This window comes from Caulobacter sp. Root487D2Y, from assembly GCF_001427165.1.
Classification (GTDB): Bacteria; Pseudomonadota; Alphaproteobacteria; order Caulobacterales; family Caulobacteraceae; genus Caulobacter.
This window is the reverse complement of sequence record NZ_LMFD01000012.1, coordinates 64,453-82,425: the sequence shown is the minus strand read 5'-3', so window position 1 is coordinate 82,425 and position 17,973 is coordinate 64,453. Positions and strand designations below refer to the sequence as shown.

The window sequence follows — 17,973 nt, the reverse complement described above, 5'->3', positions numbered from 1 at the left end:
CCCAAGTCGGGGAAACTAGATGTCCGTCCTGTCGGGACTTGTCTGCGTCCACAACGAAGAGGCGCGCCTCGCCGAATGCCTCAAGCGCCTGGCGTTCTGCGACGAGATCGTCGTGGTCGCGGACCGCTGCACGGATCGCAGTGAAGCCATCGCTCGCAAGATGGGCGCGCGGGTCGTTTCGGGCATCTTTCCCGTCGAAGGCCTGCGCAAGGCGGCCGGCGTCGCGGCCTGCCGCGGCGACTGGATCCTCGAGCTGGACGCCGACGAGACGGTGACGCCGGCCCTGGCTCGTGAAATCCGCGAGACGGTCGCCCGGGCCGACGCCGGCGACTGGTACCAGGTGCCTGTGGATAACTTCGTGGGCGCGCAGCTGGTGCGCCATGGCTGGGGCGGCTCGTTCGGCGCCTCCTCGGTGGCCCGGCTGTTCCGCAAGGGCGCGAAGCGCTGGAAGAGCGAGCGGGTCCATCCCGGCACCACCTTCACCGGCGTCTATGGCGGCCGGCTGAACAACGCCATCCTGCACAAGGTCGACGACGACATCGCCGACATGATCCAGCGGCTGAACCGCTACACCGCCCTGCGCGGCCAGGACCTGGCCGACAGCGGCGAGATCAAGAGCCTGTGGGACGACCTGTTCCGGGGCGTGCGCCGGTTCTGCAAGTGCTACGTCTCGCGCAAGGGCTACAAGGAAGGCGACATGGGCTTCCTGATCGCCGTCATGGCGGGCCTTTATCCGCTGCTCTCGAACCTCAAGGCGCGCGAAATCCAGTCGCTGAACGGTGTGCGGACGGCGCGTCCGGCGGGCACGGCGGTGATCGACCTGGACATCGAGGAAGCCAGGCTGGGCCATTCAGCCTAGGCTGTGGTCATGTCGCTCCATCGTCTTCTGATCGCGGTCATGATCGGGCCGGAACTGGCCCGCTGGAAGGCTGGCGGCCATGCGCCGGTGTTCTGGTGGCGTGACGACGACGCGCGCCGGCCCACGCCGGCCCTGGACCGCCTGCTGGCCCTGTCGCTCCGCTTCGAGGCGCCGATCACCCTGGCGGCGGTACCGGACGGCGACATCGCGGCCTTGTCCAAGGCTTGCCGCGCGGTCCCCGGCGCGGAGCTGGCCGTCCATGGCTTCCGGCATGAGAACCGCGCGCCGCCGGGCTGGCCGTCCGGCGAGGTCAACGACCTGGACCGCCTGGCCGACGTGATGTCGGAGCTGAGCACGGCGATCGAGGTGTTCCGCCGCGCCCGCGTGACGCCGCGCCTGTTCGTGCCGCCCTGGAACAACGCCCACCCGACCTTGAAACAGGCGCTCGGCCTGCGAGGCTTGAGCCTGTCCTGCTACGGCGACATGCGCGACCAGGCCGAGCCCGATCGCCTGGACGCCCATCTGGACGTCATGCGCTGGAAGCCCGAGCCGCGCTTCCGGGGCGCGGTCCGGTTCCTGCTGCGAACCCGTCGGTTGCTGGCCGAGCGTCGGTCTAAGCGCGCGTGGGACGAGCCGCTGGGCCTGCTGACCCACCACCTCGACCACGACGCGGAGGCCTGGCGCTTCCTCGAGGCGTTCCTGCCCGTCGCCAGGCCCGTCGCGCGCACGGCCATCGGCAAGCCCGCGGTCAAGACGGCCGCCACGAGTCGCCCCGTCGCGGCGCGGGCGGGCTAGGGCGAACAGGGCGTTCGCCGGGCGAGGGGCGACCCGCGTCGTCGTTTCAAAACAACCTCTTCGGACCTCGTGGGGCGTCGGGCGACCGCTGATTTCCTAGCTTCGCCACAATATTCACGCACGTGATAGTGAGTGTTGACAGGGGGCGGTCTCAGGTGCAGCTTTGCTGGGCAGCGTCGGCGCCCACGATCGACGCACGGGGAGATAAGCGCATGAAGGTAGTTCTTCTCGCGTCGGCTTGCGCCGCCGCGTTGGTGTCGACGTCCATGACCGCCCAGGCGCAGACCGCGTCCCCGGACGCCAAGGACAAGGCCGCTGGCCAATCCGAAGGCGTCCTGCTCAACGAGGTCGTGGTCACGGCCACCCGCCGCAACGAGCGGCTCCAGGACGTGCCGCTCAGCATCACCGCCTTTTCGCAAAAGGATCTGACGGCCAAGGGCATCGTCGGCTACGAGGGCCTGGCGCGCGAGACGCCCGGCGTGGTCCTCAACAAGCCCACCGCCAACTTCAACAACTTCACCGCCCGGGGCATCGCCACCAACGGCTACGGCGCCAATCTGCAAAGCACGGTCGCGATCTATATCGACGAACTGCCGATCTCGACGATCGGCAACACGACAGTGTTGGACCCCAATCTGTATGACCTGGAGCGGGTCGAATTCCTCCGCGGTCCGCAGGGCACGCTGTTCGGATCGGGCTCGCTGTCGGGCGCGCTGCGCATCCTGACCAAGAGCCCCGATCTCGACGAGGTCGACGCCTCGGCCCTGGTCGATTTCGGTCTGACCGGTTCGGATTCCCTGCGCCAGCGCTACAACGGCATGGTCAACCTGCCGATCGTCAAGGACCAGTTGGCCCTGCGCGTCGTCGGCTTCTATCGCCACGAGGAAGGCTATGTCGACAACCTGGGGACCGGAGTCCACAACTCCAACACCCTGGTCGACGGGGGCGCCCGCGCGACCCTGCTGTGGAAGCCGACCGACCGCCTGTCGGTCAAGCTGCTGGGCTCCTACGAGAAGAGCAACCCCAAGGATTCGTCCCTGATCATCCCCTCGCTGGGCCGCAACAAGCGGGTCTCCGATCGGCCGGACCTGTTCGTGGGCAAGCTGGCCAGCGTCAACGCCACGGTCGACTATCAGTTCGACGGCGCGCACTTCACCAGCTCGTCGACCTATTCCAAGTTCGACCAGAAGTTTTTCGTGGATCTGGCCGGCACCTTCGGCGCCGCTGGCATCGCCTTCGGGCTCGACGCCTACGGCTATCAGAAGACCTTCGTCGAGGAAGCGCGCCTGGCGTCGGATCCCGGCGGCAAGTTCGACTGGGTGGTCGGCGGCTTCTATCTCGATCGCCGGCTGGACGTGGACTACTTCTACCGCTCCTCGCCCGAATACCTGGCGGCCCACCACATCACCGGCCTGCCGGACGAGTACTATCAACGCCAGTACACCCACATCAATTCGCACGAACTGGCCGGTTTCGGCGAGCTGACCTACCACATCAACGACAAGCTCTGGCTGACCACCGGCATGCGCTATGGCGGCACCGACGCCCAGGGCTTCACCGAGGGCGGCTACAACAGCGCCTACCTGACCTACGCGATCTTCGGCATCCAGGGCCCGCTGACCATGGTTCCGATCCCGGCGGCCACCGGCGTCAAGGCCGAGGCCAAGAAGCCGTCCTACAAGGTCAGCCTGTCGTACAAGCCGTCGTCGAGCCTGACCTCCTACGCCACCGTGTCGACCGGCTTCCGCACTCCGGTGGTCAACGCCTTCGCCGGCCGGGCCAGCGTGGTCGATCCCACCGACCTGATCATTCCCTACGGCGCCTCGTCGGACGACCTGGTCAACTACGAGCTGGGCGTGAAGGGCCGCTGGTTCGACGGCACGCTCAGCGCCAACCTGGCGACCTATCTGATCGACTGGAGCAACATCCAGGTCCAGGCCAACCGCGTCTCGGACTCGGTCCAGTTCGCCACCAATATCGGCGGCGCGATCAGCAAGGGCGTGGAGTTCGAGGTGGTGGTCGCCCCGGCGACCGGCCTGAGCGTGGGCCTGAACGGATCGTTCAACGACGCCAAGGTCAACAAGCTGACACCGGCCGAGGCGGCGATCTCCGGCGCGGTGGAGAACGCCCGCCTGGCGGCCCCGCACTTCCAGGGCTCGATGTACATCAACTACGGCTTCGACCTGTCGCCCCAGGCCAGGGCCAACGCCTCGGTGGTGTTCCAGCACGTCGGATCCTATCCGGGATCGTTCCCCAACGTGCCGGGCAAGCCCAACCAGGTCAGCCCGACCTACGGCTTCACCGACGCCTATGAGAACGTCAACGCGACGTTCGCGGTGGCGATGGACCGGCTGACGGTCGGCGCCTATGTCGAAAACCTGTTCGACAACCACTCGATCACCTACGTCCACCCCGAGGCGTTCCTGGCCGCCCGTTACGCGACCCTGCGGCCGCGCACGGTCGGCGTGCGCCTGGGTTACGACTTCTAGATGACGAGCGCGGACGCCATGGCTTCGCCCCCGGCCGCGCGCCACGCGCGGTCGGGGAGGGGCGTCTGGGCCGGCTTGGCCCTGGTGGCCGCCCTTTTCGCGGCGGCCCCCGCGCTCGCCCAAGCCGGACCTGGGGCCGCCGGGCCCGTGGTTCACGCGCCGGCCGGCGCCGCCCAGGGCGAGGCGGCCGGCGCGCTGGACGTCTACAAGGGGCTGCCCTACGCCCTGCCGCCCACCGGCTGGCGTCGGTGGCGCCCGCCGGCCGAAGCGCCCGCCTGGAAGGGCGTGCGCGACGCGACCAAGTTCGGCCCGGCCTGCTACCAGCCCAGGTCGAAACCGGGCAGCAGCATCTATGCCGGCGAACTGGGGGCGATGAGCGAGGACTGCCTGACGCTGAACGTCTGGGCCCCGGCCAAGGCCCAGAAGGCCCCGGTCCTGGTCTGGATTCACGGCGGCGCGCTGGCGACCGGCGCGAGCAGCGAGGCGGTCTATGACGGCGCCAAGCTGGCCGGGCAGGGCGTGGTCGTGGTGTCGATCAACTACCGGCTCGGCGTGCTGGGCTATCTGGCCCATCCGGGCCTCAGCGCGGAATCGCGCGAGGGCGTCTCGGGCAATTACGGCCTGCTCGACCAGATCGCCGCCCTGCGCTGGGTGAAGACCAATATCGCCGCGTTCGGCGGCGATCCGTCGAACGTCACCATCGCCGGCGAGTCCGCGGGCGGGCTCAGCGTCATGTACCTGATGGCCGCGCCCCAGGCGCGCGGTCTGTTCGCCAAGGCGATCGCCCAGAGCGCCTACATGATCTCCACGCCGCAGCTGCGGGCCAGCGCCTTCGGCGACATCCCCGCCGAGACGGTCGGGACCTATGTCGCCTTCAAGCTGGGCGCCAAGGACGTCGCCGCCTTGCGGGCGATGAACCCCGGCGAGCTCACCGACGCGGCCGCCAAGGCCGGCTACGCCCCGTTCGGAACGGTCGACGGCCGCGTGCTGCCCCGCCAGCTGGTCGACGTGTTCGACCTGGGCGAACAGGCCCGCGTGCCGATCCTGGCCGGCTTCAACAGCGGCGAGATCCGCTCGCTGCGCTTCCTGGCCCCGCCGCCGCCCGCCGACGCGGCGACCTATACGGCCCTGATCCGCGAGAAGTACGGCGACCTAGCCGACGCCTATCTCAAACTCCATCCCGCCGCCGACCTGGCCGAGAGCATGCTGACGGCGCCGCGCGACGCGCTCTACGGCTGGACCGCCGAGCGTCTGGTCGCCAAGCAGACGGCCGTGGGCGCGCCGGGCTTCCTCTATCTGTTCGACCACGGCTATCCGGCGGCCGACGCGGCGGGGCTGCACGGCTTCCACGCCAGCGAGATTCCCTACGTCTTCGGCACGGCCGACCGCACGCCGCCGTCCTGGCCCAAGATTCCCGCGACTCCGGGAGAGACCGGGCTGTCGGACGCCATGGTCGGCTACTGGACCGCCTTCGCCCGCGACGGCGCTCCCAGCGCGGCCGGCCAGCCGGCGTGGCGTTCCTATGGCGAGGGCCGCGCCTACATGGCCTTCGCCGACGCACCCAGGCCCGGCGCGCACCTGATGCCCGGCATGTACGAACTGAACGAGCAGGTCGTCTGCCGACGCCGCGCCAAGGGCGGCATGCCCTGGAACTGGAACTTCGGGATCATTTCGCCGCCGCTTCCGGCCGGAGATCCTCGATGCTGATGGCGGACGGAGACGTGCAATCCTTCGCCCTGACGCTCGACAAGTTCCTGGATCACGCGGCCAAGTGGAGCCCTCGGGCCCAGGTCGTGACGGCGGGCGAGGGCGGGCGCATCGATCGGATCGGCTATGCCGAGCTTCGCGCGCGGGCCCTGCGGGTCTCGGCCGTGCTGGCCGGTTTCGGCGTCGAGCGGGGCCAGCGGGTCGCCACCCTGGCCTGGAACACCCAGGCCCATGTCGAGGTCTGGTACGCGGTCATGGGCATGGGGGCGGTTTGCCACACGCTCAATCCGCGCCTGACCGCCGCCCAGCTGGGCCTGATGGTCGCGCAGTCGCAGGCCCGCATCCTGGTGGTCAGCGCCGATCTGGCGCCCCTGGCCCGGCGGATCGCCGAGCACGCGCCCTGCGTCGAGCGGCTGGTGGTCATCGATGGTCCCGCCGACGCGCCGAGCCCGCAGGCGCTGGAGCCGATGATCGGCCAGGCGCGGGGCGAGGTGACGGGAGGCGAGATCGTCTGGGGCGGCTTCGACGAGACCACGCCGTGCGGGCTGTGCTTCACCTCCGGCACCACCGGCGCCCCCAAGGGCGTCACCTATACGCACCGCTCCAGCTACCTGCACACGCTGCGCCTCCTGCAGGTCGACGGGATGGCGATCTCGGGCGCCGACAGCGTGCTGGTCGTCGTGCCGATGTTCCATGCCAACGCCTGGGGCCTGCCGTTCGCGGTTCCCGCGGCCGGGGCCAAGCTGGTCCTGCCCGGCCGACACGCGGACGGCGCCAGCCTGGCCCGCCTGATCGCCGCCGAAGCGGTGACCGTCGCCGTGGGGGTGCCCACCGTCTGGCTCGGGTTGGTCGAACACCTGGAAGCCACGGGCGTCCGGCTGCCGTCGCTCAAGCGCATCATCGTGGGCGGGGCGCCTCTCGCCCCCGCCTTGATGGAACGGATCGAGGGCCTGCTGGGCGTGAGCGTGCAGACCAGCTGGGGCATGACCGAACTGTCGCCGTCCGGCACGGTGTCGCCGCCCCATGATCCTTCACGCTCGGCCGGGGCCTCGGGCCGTCCGGCGATCGGAGTCGACCTGCTGCTGACCGACGCCGACGGCCGGGCCTTGTCCGAGCAGCGGGACGTCGAGGGCCATCTGCGGGTGCGCGGCGCGGCGGTGATCGAGCGCTATTTCGGTCACCCGCATCCGGCCACCGACGCCGATGGCTGGTTCGCGACCGGCGACCTGGCGCGGATCGACCCGGACGGCAACCTGTTCATCACCGGTCGGGCCAAGGACCTGATCAAGTCCGGCGGCGAATGGATCAATCCCGCCGAGATCGAGGCGGTGGTCGGGGCGCTGCCCGAGGTCTCCCAGGCCGCCGTCATCGGGCGCGCCGACGCCAAATGGGGCGAGCGTCCGATCCTGCTGGTCGAGATGCGCGAGGGCGAGCCGGTCAGCGACGAAGCGCTGCTGGCGGGTCTGCACGGACGCGTGGCGCCCTGGTGGATCCCCGACGCGATCGTCCGGCTGCCGCACATGCCTCTGGCGTCCACCGGCAAGATCGACAAGATGAGACTGAGATCCGAATTCGGGGGCGGGTGAGTGTCTCGTCCCCATTCGATGTCGCCCAAGCTCGAGACGGAAAGAAGCCTAGTGTCCGAAGACGTGAAACCCCGGCAGCGCTCCACCAAGGCGGAGCAGCGCGCCGAGACGATGGAGCAGATCCTCGACGCGGCCGAATACCTGTTCTCCAAGCACGGGCTCTACGGCGTGACGCTGAAGGACGTGGCCAAGCGGGTCGGCGTCCACCACACGCTGCTGAACTACTATTTCGAGGACAAGCGGAAGCTGTTCGACGCGGTCTTCGCCCGCCGCGCGGTGATCACCAGCGAACGGCGGATGAAGGCGCTGGCCGAGTACGAGGCCGCGACGGGCGACAACCCCACCGTCGAAGGGGCCTTGCGCGCGTTCCTCGACACCGACCTGGACCTCTATACCGACGGCGGTGAAGGCTGGAAGAACTACGCCGCCCTGGGCGCCCAGGTCGCCAACGCCCCCGAATGGGGCGCGGAGTTGATGGACGAGCACTTCGACCCCGTCGTGCTGCGCCTGATCGCCATCCTCCGGAAGGCGCTGCCCGGCTGCAGCGAAGCCGACATCTTCTGGGGCTATCACTTCGTGACCGGGGCGCTGATGCTGACCCTGGCGCGCACGGGCCGCATCGACAAGCTGTCCGGCGGCGTGTGCCGGTCCGACGACTTCATGGCCGTGAAGGAGCGCATGGCGTCGTTCATGGCGGCGGGCTTCCTGCAGGTGTGCGGACGGGGCGCGACCCAAGCCAAGAGGTGATTTCCACATCGCGGACCGTGGCGGAAGATGTGGGTCTAAGATATTAACTCGCTACATAGTGAAGATTGATTCACGTTGGCGTCGGCCGAGAGGAAGAGGGGAAACCAGATGTCGCTCAAGGAACGCGTTGCGATCGTCACCGGCGCGGGAGGCGGCCTGGGCCGCGCCCACGCCCTGTTTCTCGCGCGGCGCGGCGCTCGGGTCGTCGTCAACGACATGGCCCAGGAGGCCGCCGGCCGGGTCGCGGCCGAGATCGTCCAGGCCGGCTTCGAGGCCATGGCCGTCGTCGGGTCGGTCACCGACGAGGCAGCTGTCGACGCCATGGTCCGCCGCACGATGGAGCGGTGGGGCCGCGTCGACATCCTGGTCAACAACGCCGGGATCCTGCGCGACAAGAGCTTCGTCAAGATGGACCTGGAGGACTTCCGGCGCGTGATCGACGTCCACCTGATGGGCGCGGCGATCTGCACCAAGGCGGTCTGGGAGACCATGCGCGAGCAGCGTCACGGACGGGTGGTGATGACCACGTCCTCGTCCGGCCTCTACGGCAATTTCGGCCAGGCCAACTACGGCGCCGCCAAGATGGCCCTGGTCGGCCTGATGCAGACCCTGGCGATCGAGGGCGAGAAATACGGGATCCGGGTCAACTGCCTGGCCCCGACCGCGGCGACGGGGATGACCGAGGGCGTGCTGTCCGACGACAGCCTCGATCGCCTGGATCCGGCCCTGGTCAGCCCCGGCCTGCTGGCCCTGGTCGGCGACGAGGCCCCGACGCGGGCGATCCTCTGCGCCGGCGCGGGCCACTTCGCCGTGGCCAACGTCACGCTCACCGAAGGCCGCTATGTCGGCGCGGGCGACGAGGCCGCGGACGGCGTCGTGCGCCGGTGGGAAGAGATCGCCGATCGGTCCGGCGAGATCGTGCCGGCCTACGGCTTCACCCAGGCCGAGCGCGAGCTGGCCAGCGCCGGAATGGTCTCGCCGATCGCGGCGGTGCGGTCATGACGCGCGAGGCGGTTATCGTCTCGACGGCGCGCACGCCGATCGGACGCGCCTATCGCGGCGCCTTCAACGACACGCCGTCGCCGACCCTGGCGGCCCACGCGCTGAACGCCGCCGTCGAGCGGGCGGGGGTGGCCGGCGAGGAGATCGAGGACTGCCTGCTGGGCTGCTCCCTGCCGCAAGGCGTGCAGCACACCATCGGCCGCATGGCGGCGCTTCGGGCCGGCTTTCCGGTCACCGTTCCCGGCATGACCCTGGACCGGCAATGCTCGTCGGGCCTGATGACCATCGCGACCGCGGCCAAGCAGGTGATCGTCGACCGCATGGACATCGTCGTGGCCGGCGGCGTCGAGTCGATCTCGATGGTCCAGACGGGCGACCTGCGCGTCGACCGCGATCCGGCGCTCGCCGCCCGTTATCCCGACGCCTACATGCCGATGCTGGAGACCGCCGAGGTGGTCGCCGCGCGGTACGGCGTTTCGCGCGAGGACTGCGACGCCTACGGGTTGCGGTCCCAGCAACTGACGGCCGCCGCCCAGGCCGCCGGACGGTTCGACGCCGAGATCGTGCCGATGGCGGCGACCATGCGGGTCGTCGACAAGGCCACTCAGCAGGTCTGCTTCCAGGACGTCACCCTGACGCACGACGAGGGCATGCGCCCCGAGACGACCCTGGCGGGGCTGGCCTCGCTGAAGCCCGCCCTGCCGAACGGCACGGTCACGGCCGGCAACGCCAGCCAGCTGTCCGACGGAGCTTCGGCCTGCGTGGTGATGGAGGCGGGGGTGGCGGCGCGACGCGGCCTGGCGCCGCTGGGCCGCTATGTCGGCATGGCCGTGGCCGGGACTCGGCCCGACGAGATGGGCATCGGCCCGGTCTTCGCCGTGCCCCGCCTGCTGGAGCGCTTCGGCCTGGGCATGGACGACATCGGGCTGTGGGAGCTGAACGAGGCCTTCGCCGTCCAGGTGCTCTACTGCCGCGACCGGCTGGGCATTCCCGACGAACGCCTGAACGTCAACGGCGGCGCGATCTCGATCGGACACCCCTACGGCATGTCCGGGGCCAGGATGGTCGGGCACGCCCTGATCGAGGGCAAGCGTCGCGGCGCGCGCCACGTGGTCGTCACCATGTGCGTCGGCGGCGGCATGGGGGCGGCGGGCCTGTTCGAGGTGCTCTAGTTAGGGCGTGATCCTGACCATGACCACGCCGTGCGACGGCGTCGTCGCGGCGAACCGACCCTTCATCCTGCCCAGCCCCTTCTTGGCCCACAGGTCGCGGACCTCGGCCTTGAGGCCGGCGGGGTAGCCGAGCTCGGTCCAGTCGACGGACACCGTCCGCGCCTCGGCGCCGCGATTGAACAGGATCACCGCGCGACCGCCGTCCGCGAGTTGTTTGGACCAGACCTCCAGGTCGCCGTCGTCGCGGATGCGGCGGCCTTGGACGCCGAGCGCGTCCTGGTTCACGGCGATGACGTCGGTGTTCAGGAGGATGGCGCGTGTCGCTTCATCCATGTCGGCGATGTCGTTGCCGGCGATCAGCGGGGCGGCCATCAGCGCCCACAGGCTGAAGTGCGACTGGTATTCGGTGTTGGTCAGGCCGCCGTTGCCGACCTCCAGCATGTCCGGATCGTTCCAGTGGCCCGGACCGGCGAAGGGATAGAGCGGCTCGTTGAGGTCGACGATGCGCAGGACGCCCAGCGCGTAGTCGTGCTTGCCGTCCCACTTGTCGGTGATGTCGCCGGTCGTGCGCCACAGGTTGCCGATGCTGCTGGCCCACAGCCACGGCTTGGCCGTGCCCCACTCGCACATCGAAAAGACGATGTCGCGGCCGGCTTCCCGCAGGGCGTCGGCCATCAGGGTGTAGGCCTCCTCGGCGTTGCGCGTGCCGGTCGAGCACCAGTCGTACTTGAGATAGTCCACGCCCCAGTCGGCATAGGTCTTGGCGTCCTGGAACTCGTGTCCCTGGCTGCCCGGCCGGCCGCCGCAGGTCAGCCGGCCAGCGTCCGAATAGATGCCGAACTTCAGGCCCTTGGCATGGACGTAGTCCGACAGCGCCTTGATGCCGCTGGGAAAGCGCTTGGCGTCATAGGTGATGAAGCCGCCGGCGTCGCGCGGGCCGTGCCAGCAGTCGTCGATCACGATGTACTCGTAGCCGGCCGCCTTCATGCCGTTCGAAGCCATGGCGTCGGCCATGCGGCGCACGGTCTGCTCGTCGATGTCGCAGGCGAATTTGTTCCAGCTGTTCCAGCCCATCGGCGGCTTCTGGGCCAGGCCGTTGGCGACCCGCGGCGGCGGGTCCTTGTCGGCGGCGACGGCGACCTGGGCGCCGGTCAGGGCCAGAGCCAGCGCGCCGACGATCAGGCAGGCGGCGGGACGCTTGAACAGGGTGGGCATGGAGGTTTCCTCTCGGGGGCGTGGCGGCGGCGGGTGGGTCACGCCGTGACGGGCTTGTCGGCGTAGCGCTCGAGCACGCGCCCGTGGCGCGGCATCTGGTCGACGACCCGGCGGCAGATGGCCCGCATGTTTTCCAGGGTTGCGTACAGGGCGCGCTCGTCCATCAGGTCGGCCAGGGGGTCGTAGCCTTCCGGCTCCTGGCTCTGACCTATCATGACCGCCAGCCAGTTCGGCTCCTGGAAGATGGTCTGGTCCGGGAAGATGGTCAGGCCACGGGTGCGGAACAGTTCGATCTTTTCCCGCAGCGAGTCCGGGATGGGCATGTGGCGCAGGCGGTCCCAGAACGGCTCTCCGACGCGTCCGTTGGCGTGGTAGTGATAGACCAGAAAATCGCGGATCTGCTCCATCTCCTGGCCCATGATCCGGTTGTAGAGATCCGCGGCCGCCGGATCGTTCCTGGCCTGGGGGAAGCTGGCCGCCAGCTTGATCAGGCCGTGCTGGATCAGGTGGATGGAGGTGGATTCCAGGGGCTCGAGGAAGCCGCTCGACAGGCCGATGGCCGCGCAGTTCTTCACGCGCGACTGCTTGCGCCGTCCGGTCTTGAACCTCAGGAAGCGCGGCTCGGCCTCGGGCCTGTTGTCGGGATGCTCCCGCGCCAGGTTGGCGAGCAGGACGTCGGCGGCCTCGTCGTCGCCGATGTGGTCGCTGCAATAGACGTAGCCGTTGCCCGTGCGGTGTCGCAGCGGGATGCGCCACTGCCAGCCGGCGGTCAGGGCGGTGGCGCGGGTGTAGGGGATGGGGTCCTCGTACCGGGTCGAGGGCGCGGCCACCGCGCGGTCGGCCGGCAGCAGCGCCGACCAGTCGTCATGCCCGACCCCCAGCGCGCCCTCGATCAGCAGCGCCCTGAAGCCCGAGCAGTCGATGAAGAAATCGCCCTCCAGCGCCTGGCCGTCGTCGAGCAGCAGCGAGGCGATCGTGCCGTCCAGAGGGTCGAGATTGACCGCGCGAATGGTCCGCTCCAGCCGCCTGACCCCGCGCCCCTCGGCGATGCGCCGCAGGAGCTTGGCGTAGAGCGAGGCGTCGAAATGGTAGGCGTGGGCCATGGTCGTGCGCGGATCGCGCGGATCGTCCACCCGCCAGTCGAAGCGCCCGCTCTTGGCGGCCAGCGCGCTCAGCGAGAATTCGGACAGATCGGGCCTGTAGCCCAGCTTTCGCGCGCGAAGCCAATAGGCGTGGAAGGACACGCCGTTGATCGGCCCGCCATAGGACCCGAACGGGTGGAGGTAGCGGTGGTCGGGGTCGCGCCAGCCGACGAACTCGATGCCCAGCTTGAAGCTGCCTTGCGTGGCCGACAGCATCTCGGCCTCGTCGACGCCCGCCAGTTCGTTGAAGAAGGTGATCGGCGGGATCGTCGCTTCGCCGACGCCGATCGTGCCGATCTCGGCGGACTCCACCAGGGTGATCCGCATCTGATGCGGCGCGAACAGCTTGGAGAAGAAGGCCGCGGCCATCCATCCGGCGGTGCCGCCGCCGGCGATCACCAGATGCGAGATTTTCCCAGGGTTTCCCATGCCGCCTTCGCGTGTCGTTTGCGTCGAACCCCGCCGGCGGCGCGCCGGCGGGGCCTTCGGTCAAGAAGATCAGCTTGGACCTAGAATGTCCCGCGGACGATGAACGAGAAGCGGCGGTCGCTCACCGTCCAGCTGTGCTTGCGGACCAGGGCTTCGGAGAAGTTCCCCTGCGTGCCTAGGAACCAGGAGTCGCGCTGATCCATCTCCAGCACGGTCTTGGAGTTGAGCAGGTTGACCGCCTGGAATCCCACCTTCACCTGGGGGGTGAGCGAATACAGCACCGAACCGTCCAACTGGCCGTAGTCCTCGGCATAGACCGGCACCATCAGGTTCGAGGCCGAGGCGCTCATCAGGTAACGCGACCGCCAATTGTAGGCCAGGCGGGCGTCGACGCCGTATTTGCTGTACAGAAGCATCGCGTTGTAAGTGTAGCGAGACAACAGCTCCAGCGGCAGGTCCAGCTTCGAAGCATTGATCTGGGCGGCGTCGGTGGTGCTGCTGGTGGCGTTCTGGGTTCCCTTGCTGTCCAGTATGGTCGCGTTGAATTCCGTGCCCAGACCGCTGAAGGCGCCCGGCAGGAAGTCGTAGAACTGCTGGTACTGGAATTCCAAGCCGTAGATTTCGCCGTGACCCATGTTCTGGGGCACGGTTCCGACCGCCTGGACGGACTCGCCGTTGTCCTTGGTGATGGTCATCAAGGTCTGGCTGGACTGGATGTAGTCGTAGACATCCTTCTTGAAGACGCCCGTCGCCAGCATGCCGCCATGGAAGTACCACTCGCCCGACAGGTCGAACGAATTGGCGCGCATCGGCTTGAGGTTCGGATTGCCTGAGTAGAAACCAAAGGCGACGTCGGTGTGGTACTGCACGGCCTGGCCGCCGGCCGCCGCCGTGTCCAGTTGGGCCTGGGTATAGGGCTGGTTCGTTGTCGGGTTGATGATGTTGTCGGCCGTGGTGGCGTTGCGCGACTGCAAGGTGGCCGACATCGAAACCGATGGGTCCAGCTGGAAGAAGTCGGGCCGGACGATGTTCTTCGACGCGGCGAACCGGAAGAAGAGGTTGGGCCGGGCCTTCAGGCGCAGGTTCAGGCTGGGCAGCACGTCGGTGTAGTCGCTGCCGCCGACCGAGGCGAAGGGTTGGCCGTCGGCGAAGTCGATCTTGGCCTGGGCGGCGGGCGAGGCGAAGCGCTTCTGGCCCGGGTCGATGAAGCCGACCGTTCCGTAGCCCTGGCCGTCCACCTTGGACTTGACGACCCGCAGGCCGAAATTGCCGTCCCAGCTCATCGCCTCGCCGCCCCAGGTCATGGGCAGGTTGTCGCCGCCGAAACGGACCTTGGCGTAGATCGCGCCGGTCTTTTCCCATTGGCGATTGACGCCGCGGCCGCCGGAATTGGCGAAGCTGGTGTTCACGTCGCCCAAGGGCCGCCAGTAGTTGATGCTGCCGGTCGGCGCGGCCCAGATTGGCATGTAGCTCATCATGGTGCCTTGCTTGAACGGGCTGTAGGTCCCGCCGGCGGGTGACCAGGACGGGATCGCGCCGTTCGGGCCGCCCGGCGGATAATAGCCGTACTCGCCGTCGTTATAGGCCGGCCCGCCGCCGGGGACCGGGCCGTTCCACACCACCTGGTCCAGATAGGTCGCCAGCGCCGCGGGGCTGCGCGCCAGGTCGAACGCCGGCATGATCAGCCCGGGGACGGAGGCGTCGCCCTTGAAGAAGTCGTCGAAGGCCACCGTGTCCTGGTGCTGGGTGTATTTGTCGGCCGTGGCGGTGACCCGCGTGGCCCACGGCGCCGAGATGAGCGCCCAGTTGTACCCGGCGTCGCGCGAGGTGGCGTCGCGCGAGGTGGCGCGGACGCCCAGCTTGATGTCCTTGATCAGCGAGTCGTCGTCGAAGTCGTAGGTCACGTCGAACTTGCCCGCATATTCCCGGGCGTCGTTGTCGTCGATGTGGTCCATCGCGGCGTAGAGGTTGAAGATCGACGGGTTGCCGGTGGCGTTCGTCATGGTGATCTTCGGCAGGTCGCCGGTCAGGTCCAGGCCGAACCCGCCGGGCTGGGTGACGGTGTTGTAGACCGTCACGTCGGTGCCCTCGCGATGCGAATAGACGTACTGCAGGTCGCCGGTCACGACGAACCGGTCGTTCCTCCAGTTGAAGCCCGCCGAAATGTCGTTGGTGTTGTCCTCGACCGTTCCGTAGCGGGTGCCCAGGTTCAGCAGGAACGAGTTGGCCACGCCGTTGCCGCCGCCGCCGCCGTCGACGAGCTGGCCGCTCAGGAAGTTGCCGTCCGCGTCGTACTTGAACGTCGTGCCGGCCGCCGGCCCCACCACGAACGACTGGTTGTTGGTCGACGAGCAGCAGGCCGAGGTCTGGGCGAAGCGGTCCTGGAAGGTCTGCTTGGCTTCGGTGCGGAAGAAGGTGGTGTAGAATTCGAGGTTGTCGTTGGGCCGGTACTGGAAGGCGGCGTAATAGCCCTCGCGCTTCCGGTCCTGGAGGTTGTTGCGGTACTGGATGCCGACCGGCACGAAGACGCGGCTCAGGGGCTGGCCCGCGATCGAATTGTCGCCGTTGAAGTTGAACGTGGCCCCGCCGTCATAGGACGATTGGACCCCGACCCCGTGGGCGTCGTACGGGTCGACGGCGATGGTGTTCACCGCGGTGTTCAGCTTCGAGCTCGACAGGCTGAGCAGCACCCCGAACTCGCCGCCGTCGGGGGTGTCGAAGCGGTCGCTGTAGAGAACGCTGCCGGACGGCGTGCCGTCCTTGCGCAGGTCGCCCCACGTGTAGTCGGCCGAGAAGGCCAGCTGGCGGTTCTTCTGGTCGAACGGCATGCGCGTGCGCAGGTTCACCGTGCCGCCCAGCCCGCCTTCGATGATGTCCGCCGACGGGTTCTTGTAGACGTCCACGCCGGCGAACAGCTCGGGCGTCACGTCTTCCCACGAGATGGCCCGGCCGCCGCGCGCCGAGAAGATGTCCCGGCCGTTGAGTTCGGAGCGAACCCAGGTCAGGCCGCGCACCTGGATGCCGGAACCCTCGGCGTTGAGGCGATCGACGTCCCGGGGCTGGGTGGTCCGACCGATGGTCACGCCGGGGACGCGCTGCAGCGCCTCGGTGATCGAGCGATCGGGCAGGCCGCCGATGTCCACGGCGGTGATCGAATCGACGATCTGTTCGGAATTCTTCTTCAGCTCCTGCGCCGTCTGGATGGCCTTGCGCTGGCCCACGACGACGACTTCGGAGACTTCCCCGCCGGAGGAGCCGCTCTTCCCCACCTCGCTCGACTGGGCGTGCGCCGTCGTGACAAGGATGCCCGAGGCCCAGGCCGCCGCGGCCGTGGACGCCAGCAACATATTCTTTTTATTGAGTAATTTCATGTTTCCTCTCCCAAAGTTCAGCACGCCTTGGCCCATTCGGGCTCTCTGCGTTCACCTAGCGCGCTGAAGTCGACCTTCAGGTCGTGGCCCCGACGTCACCGGCATTTTTTAATTAAGTTGTTTTTATTTAACTGGGTCACATTTATCGTACAAGAGGCAATCCGTACCGATGGTTTGCGAATTTGGCCCTGGTCCCGGGCTCGAACGGATTCTGGCCGCCGCGGCGTCGCGAGGGGGCGGAAGCGCGCCCAGCCAGCCAGCCGGATCGGCCGATCCGATCTTCAACCCGCTTCTCCGGGTTGCGCCGGATATCCCCCGCGAACGCCCCCATGAATGATGACCGTCGACGAGGCGTCCTTGGGCGTCGCGAGGAGATCCGCCGTGACCATCGCTCCCGCGCGAACCTATAATCAGAACCACGTGGCGCGTGCGCCTACGCCGGGGAAGCGGCGGCTGAGCATCTACTGGACGTGGAGCTATCCCTGGGAGGCCCAGCGCGACCCGGCGGCCATGGAGAACCGCTTCTCCACCCTGACCGAGGTCCGCAACGTGCTATGGCCGCACTACGAGACCCCCGAGTGGAGCGCCGCGCGGTTCCTGCAGGGCATCGCCGGGACCCTGGAGCTGTTCCACAGATCCACCCTCAGCTTCCAGCGCATCGCCGAGGCGGCGACCGGCCACCCGGTGGCGGTGTTCCAGCGCGTGGACCAGGCGGGATTTCCCCAGCCGATCGACGAGCGGATCCTGGACGACACCGACACGCTGATGGTGTTCGGCCTGGATCACCTGCTGGCCGACCAGGAGGCCGACGTCGCCGAGGTGGAGGCGATCCGCCAATGGCTGAGGCGTGAAGGCACGTGCCTGCTGCTGGCGCCGCACCACGATGTCGGCTTCACCGACGACCTGGCCCAGCGGCAGATGGAGTATCTGCATCACGGCGACGCCCTGGTGCCCCGGCAGCAGCGGTTCGGGCGCTACACGCGCTCGCTAATCAAGGCGCTCGGCGTTCCGGTGCACAATATCTGGGGCCTGAGGCCGGCCCTGGTGAAGGGGACCAAGGACATCGCCCCGCTGACGGCCGCGCGCGACCTGGACCGGCTGGGGTTGCTCGCCAACGTCCCGACGCTGAATTTCCACCCGCATCTGCCGCACTACGAGGTGACCGGCGCCGACGCCGCGTCGATCCATGTGCTGGCCCGCCAGCCCGTCGACCTGGGCCGGCCGCACCCGTTCACCGCCGCCGGCGCCACCGAGTTCAATTCGCTGCTGTGGATGCCGCCCCAGGGCGATCGGGCCGGCGACATCCTGGTCGTGGATTCCACCCACTTCACCACGCTGTTCGGCGGCACCGACAGCCTGGAGAGCTTCTGGCGAAACCTGGCCCTGATGGACAGCCGGAAGGCGACGGTCAGGCCGCACGTCTAGCGCGTATCGACATTCACGCTCGGTGCGTGGTCCT

General features: G+C 68.4%; 12 protein-coding genes. 9 read left to right on the top strand and 3 right to left on the bottom strand.

The features are described 5' to 3' along the window. Positions 1–19 precede the first annotated feature (19 nt). From ASD38_RS17695 to ASD38_RS17660, 8 genes are all read left to right on the top strand, one after another. The gene (locus tag ASD38_RS17695) at positions 20–859 is read left to right on the top strand and encodes a glycosyltransferase family 2 protein (RefSeq protein ID WP_056462047.1); all 840 of its coding nucleotides are present in this window, start codon (positions 20–22) and stop codon (positions 857–859) included. A gap of 9 nt (positions 860–868) precedes the next feature. Beyond that, positions 869–1,654: a polysaccharide deacetylase family protein gene (locus tag ASD38_RS17690; protein WP_056462043.1), complete on the top strand. Its 786-nt coding sequence runs from the start codon at positions 869–871 to the stop codon at positions 1,652–1,654. A 212-nt stretch (positions 1,655–1,866) separates the two neighbouring features. Then, entirely contained in the window at positions 1,867–4,143 is a 2,277-nt protein-coding gene (locus ASD38_RS17685; RefSeq protein ID WP_056462040.1) for a TonB-dependent receptor, read from the top strand. Positions 4,144–4,161: 18 nt separating this feature from the next. Beyond that, complete coding sequence (locus tag ASD38_RS17680) at positions 4,162–5,850, top strand: carboxylesterase/lipase family protein (RefSeq protein WP_056462491.1); 1,689 nt, start codon at positions 4,162–4,164, stop codon at positions 5,848–5,850. Beyond that, positions 5,844–7,436: an AMP-binding protein gene (locus tag ASD38_RS17675; protein WP_442857046.1), complete on the top strand. Its 1,593-nt coding sequence runs from the start codon at positions 5,844–5,846 to the stop codon at positions 7,434–7,436. Before ASD38_RS17680 ends, ASD38_RS17675 begins: the two co-directional genes overlap by 7 nt. Before the next feature lie 51 nt (positions 7,437–7,487). Beyond that, positions 7,488–8,183, top strand: coding sequence for a TetR/AcrR family transcriptional regulator (locus tag ASD38_RS17670; RefSeq protein WP_056437179.1), 696 nt, complete (start codon positions 7,488–7,490; stop codon positions 8,181–8,183). 108 nt (positions 8,184–8,291) lie between these two features. After that, complete coding sequence (locus ASD38_RS17665; protein WP_056462037.1) at positions 8,292–9,185, top strand: SDR family NAD(P)-dependent oxidoreductase; 894 nt, start codon at positions 8,292–8,294, stop codon at positions 9,183–9,185. Then, on the top strand, positions 9,182–10,357 hold the full coding sequence (locus ASD38_RS17660) for an acetyl-CoA C-acyltransferase (RefSeq protein ID WP_056437184.1): 1,176 nt from the start codon (positions 9,182–9,184) through the stop codon (positions 10,355–10,357). The genes ASD38_RS17665 and ASD38_RS17660 overlap by 4 nt, the downstream gene beginning before the upstream one ends. Here the strand turns inward: ASD38_RS17660 and ASD38_RS17655 are convergent, their stop codons facing one another. From ASD38_RS17655 to ASD38_RS17645, 3 genes are all read right to left on the bottom strand, one after another. Next, positions 10,358–11,572, bottom strand: coding sequence for a glycoside hydrolase family 27 protein (locus ASD38_RS17655; protein ID WP_056462034.1), 1,215 nt, complete (start codon positions 11,570–11,572; stop codon positions 10,358–10,360). A 38-nt stretch (positions 11,573–11,610) separates the two neighbouring features. After that, positions 11,611–13,143 (bottom strand): tryptophan halogenase family protein, encoded by a 1,533-nt coding sequence (locus tag ASD38_RS17650; RefSeq protein WP_082560786.1) that lies wholly within the window; start codon positions 13,141–13,143, stop codon positions 11,611–11,613. A gap of 80 nt (positions 13,144–13,223) precedes the next feature. After that, entirely contained in the window at positions 13,224–16,490 is a 3,267-nt protein-coding gene (locus tag ASD38_RS17645) for a TonB-dependent receptor (RefSeq protein WP_056437191.1), read from the bottom strand. A 405-nt stretch (positions 16,491–16,895) separates the two neighbouring features. On the opposite strand from ASD38_RS17645, the gene ASD38_RS17640 reads away from it, so the two are divergent. Beyond that, positions 16,896–17,939 carry a hypothetical protein gene (locus ASD38_RS17640; protein ID WP_156390762.1) on the top strand — a complete coding sequence of 348 codons (1,044 nt, stop codon included), beginning with the start codon at positions 16,896–16,898 and terminating at the stop codon, positions 17,937–17,939. Positions 17,940–17,973 lie beyond the last annotated feature (34 nt).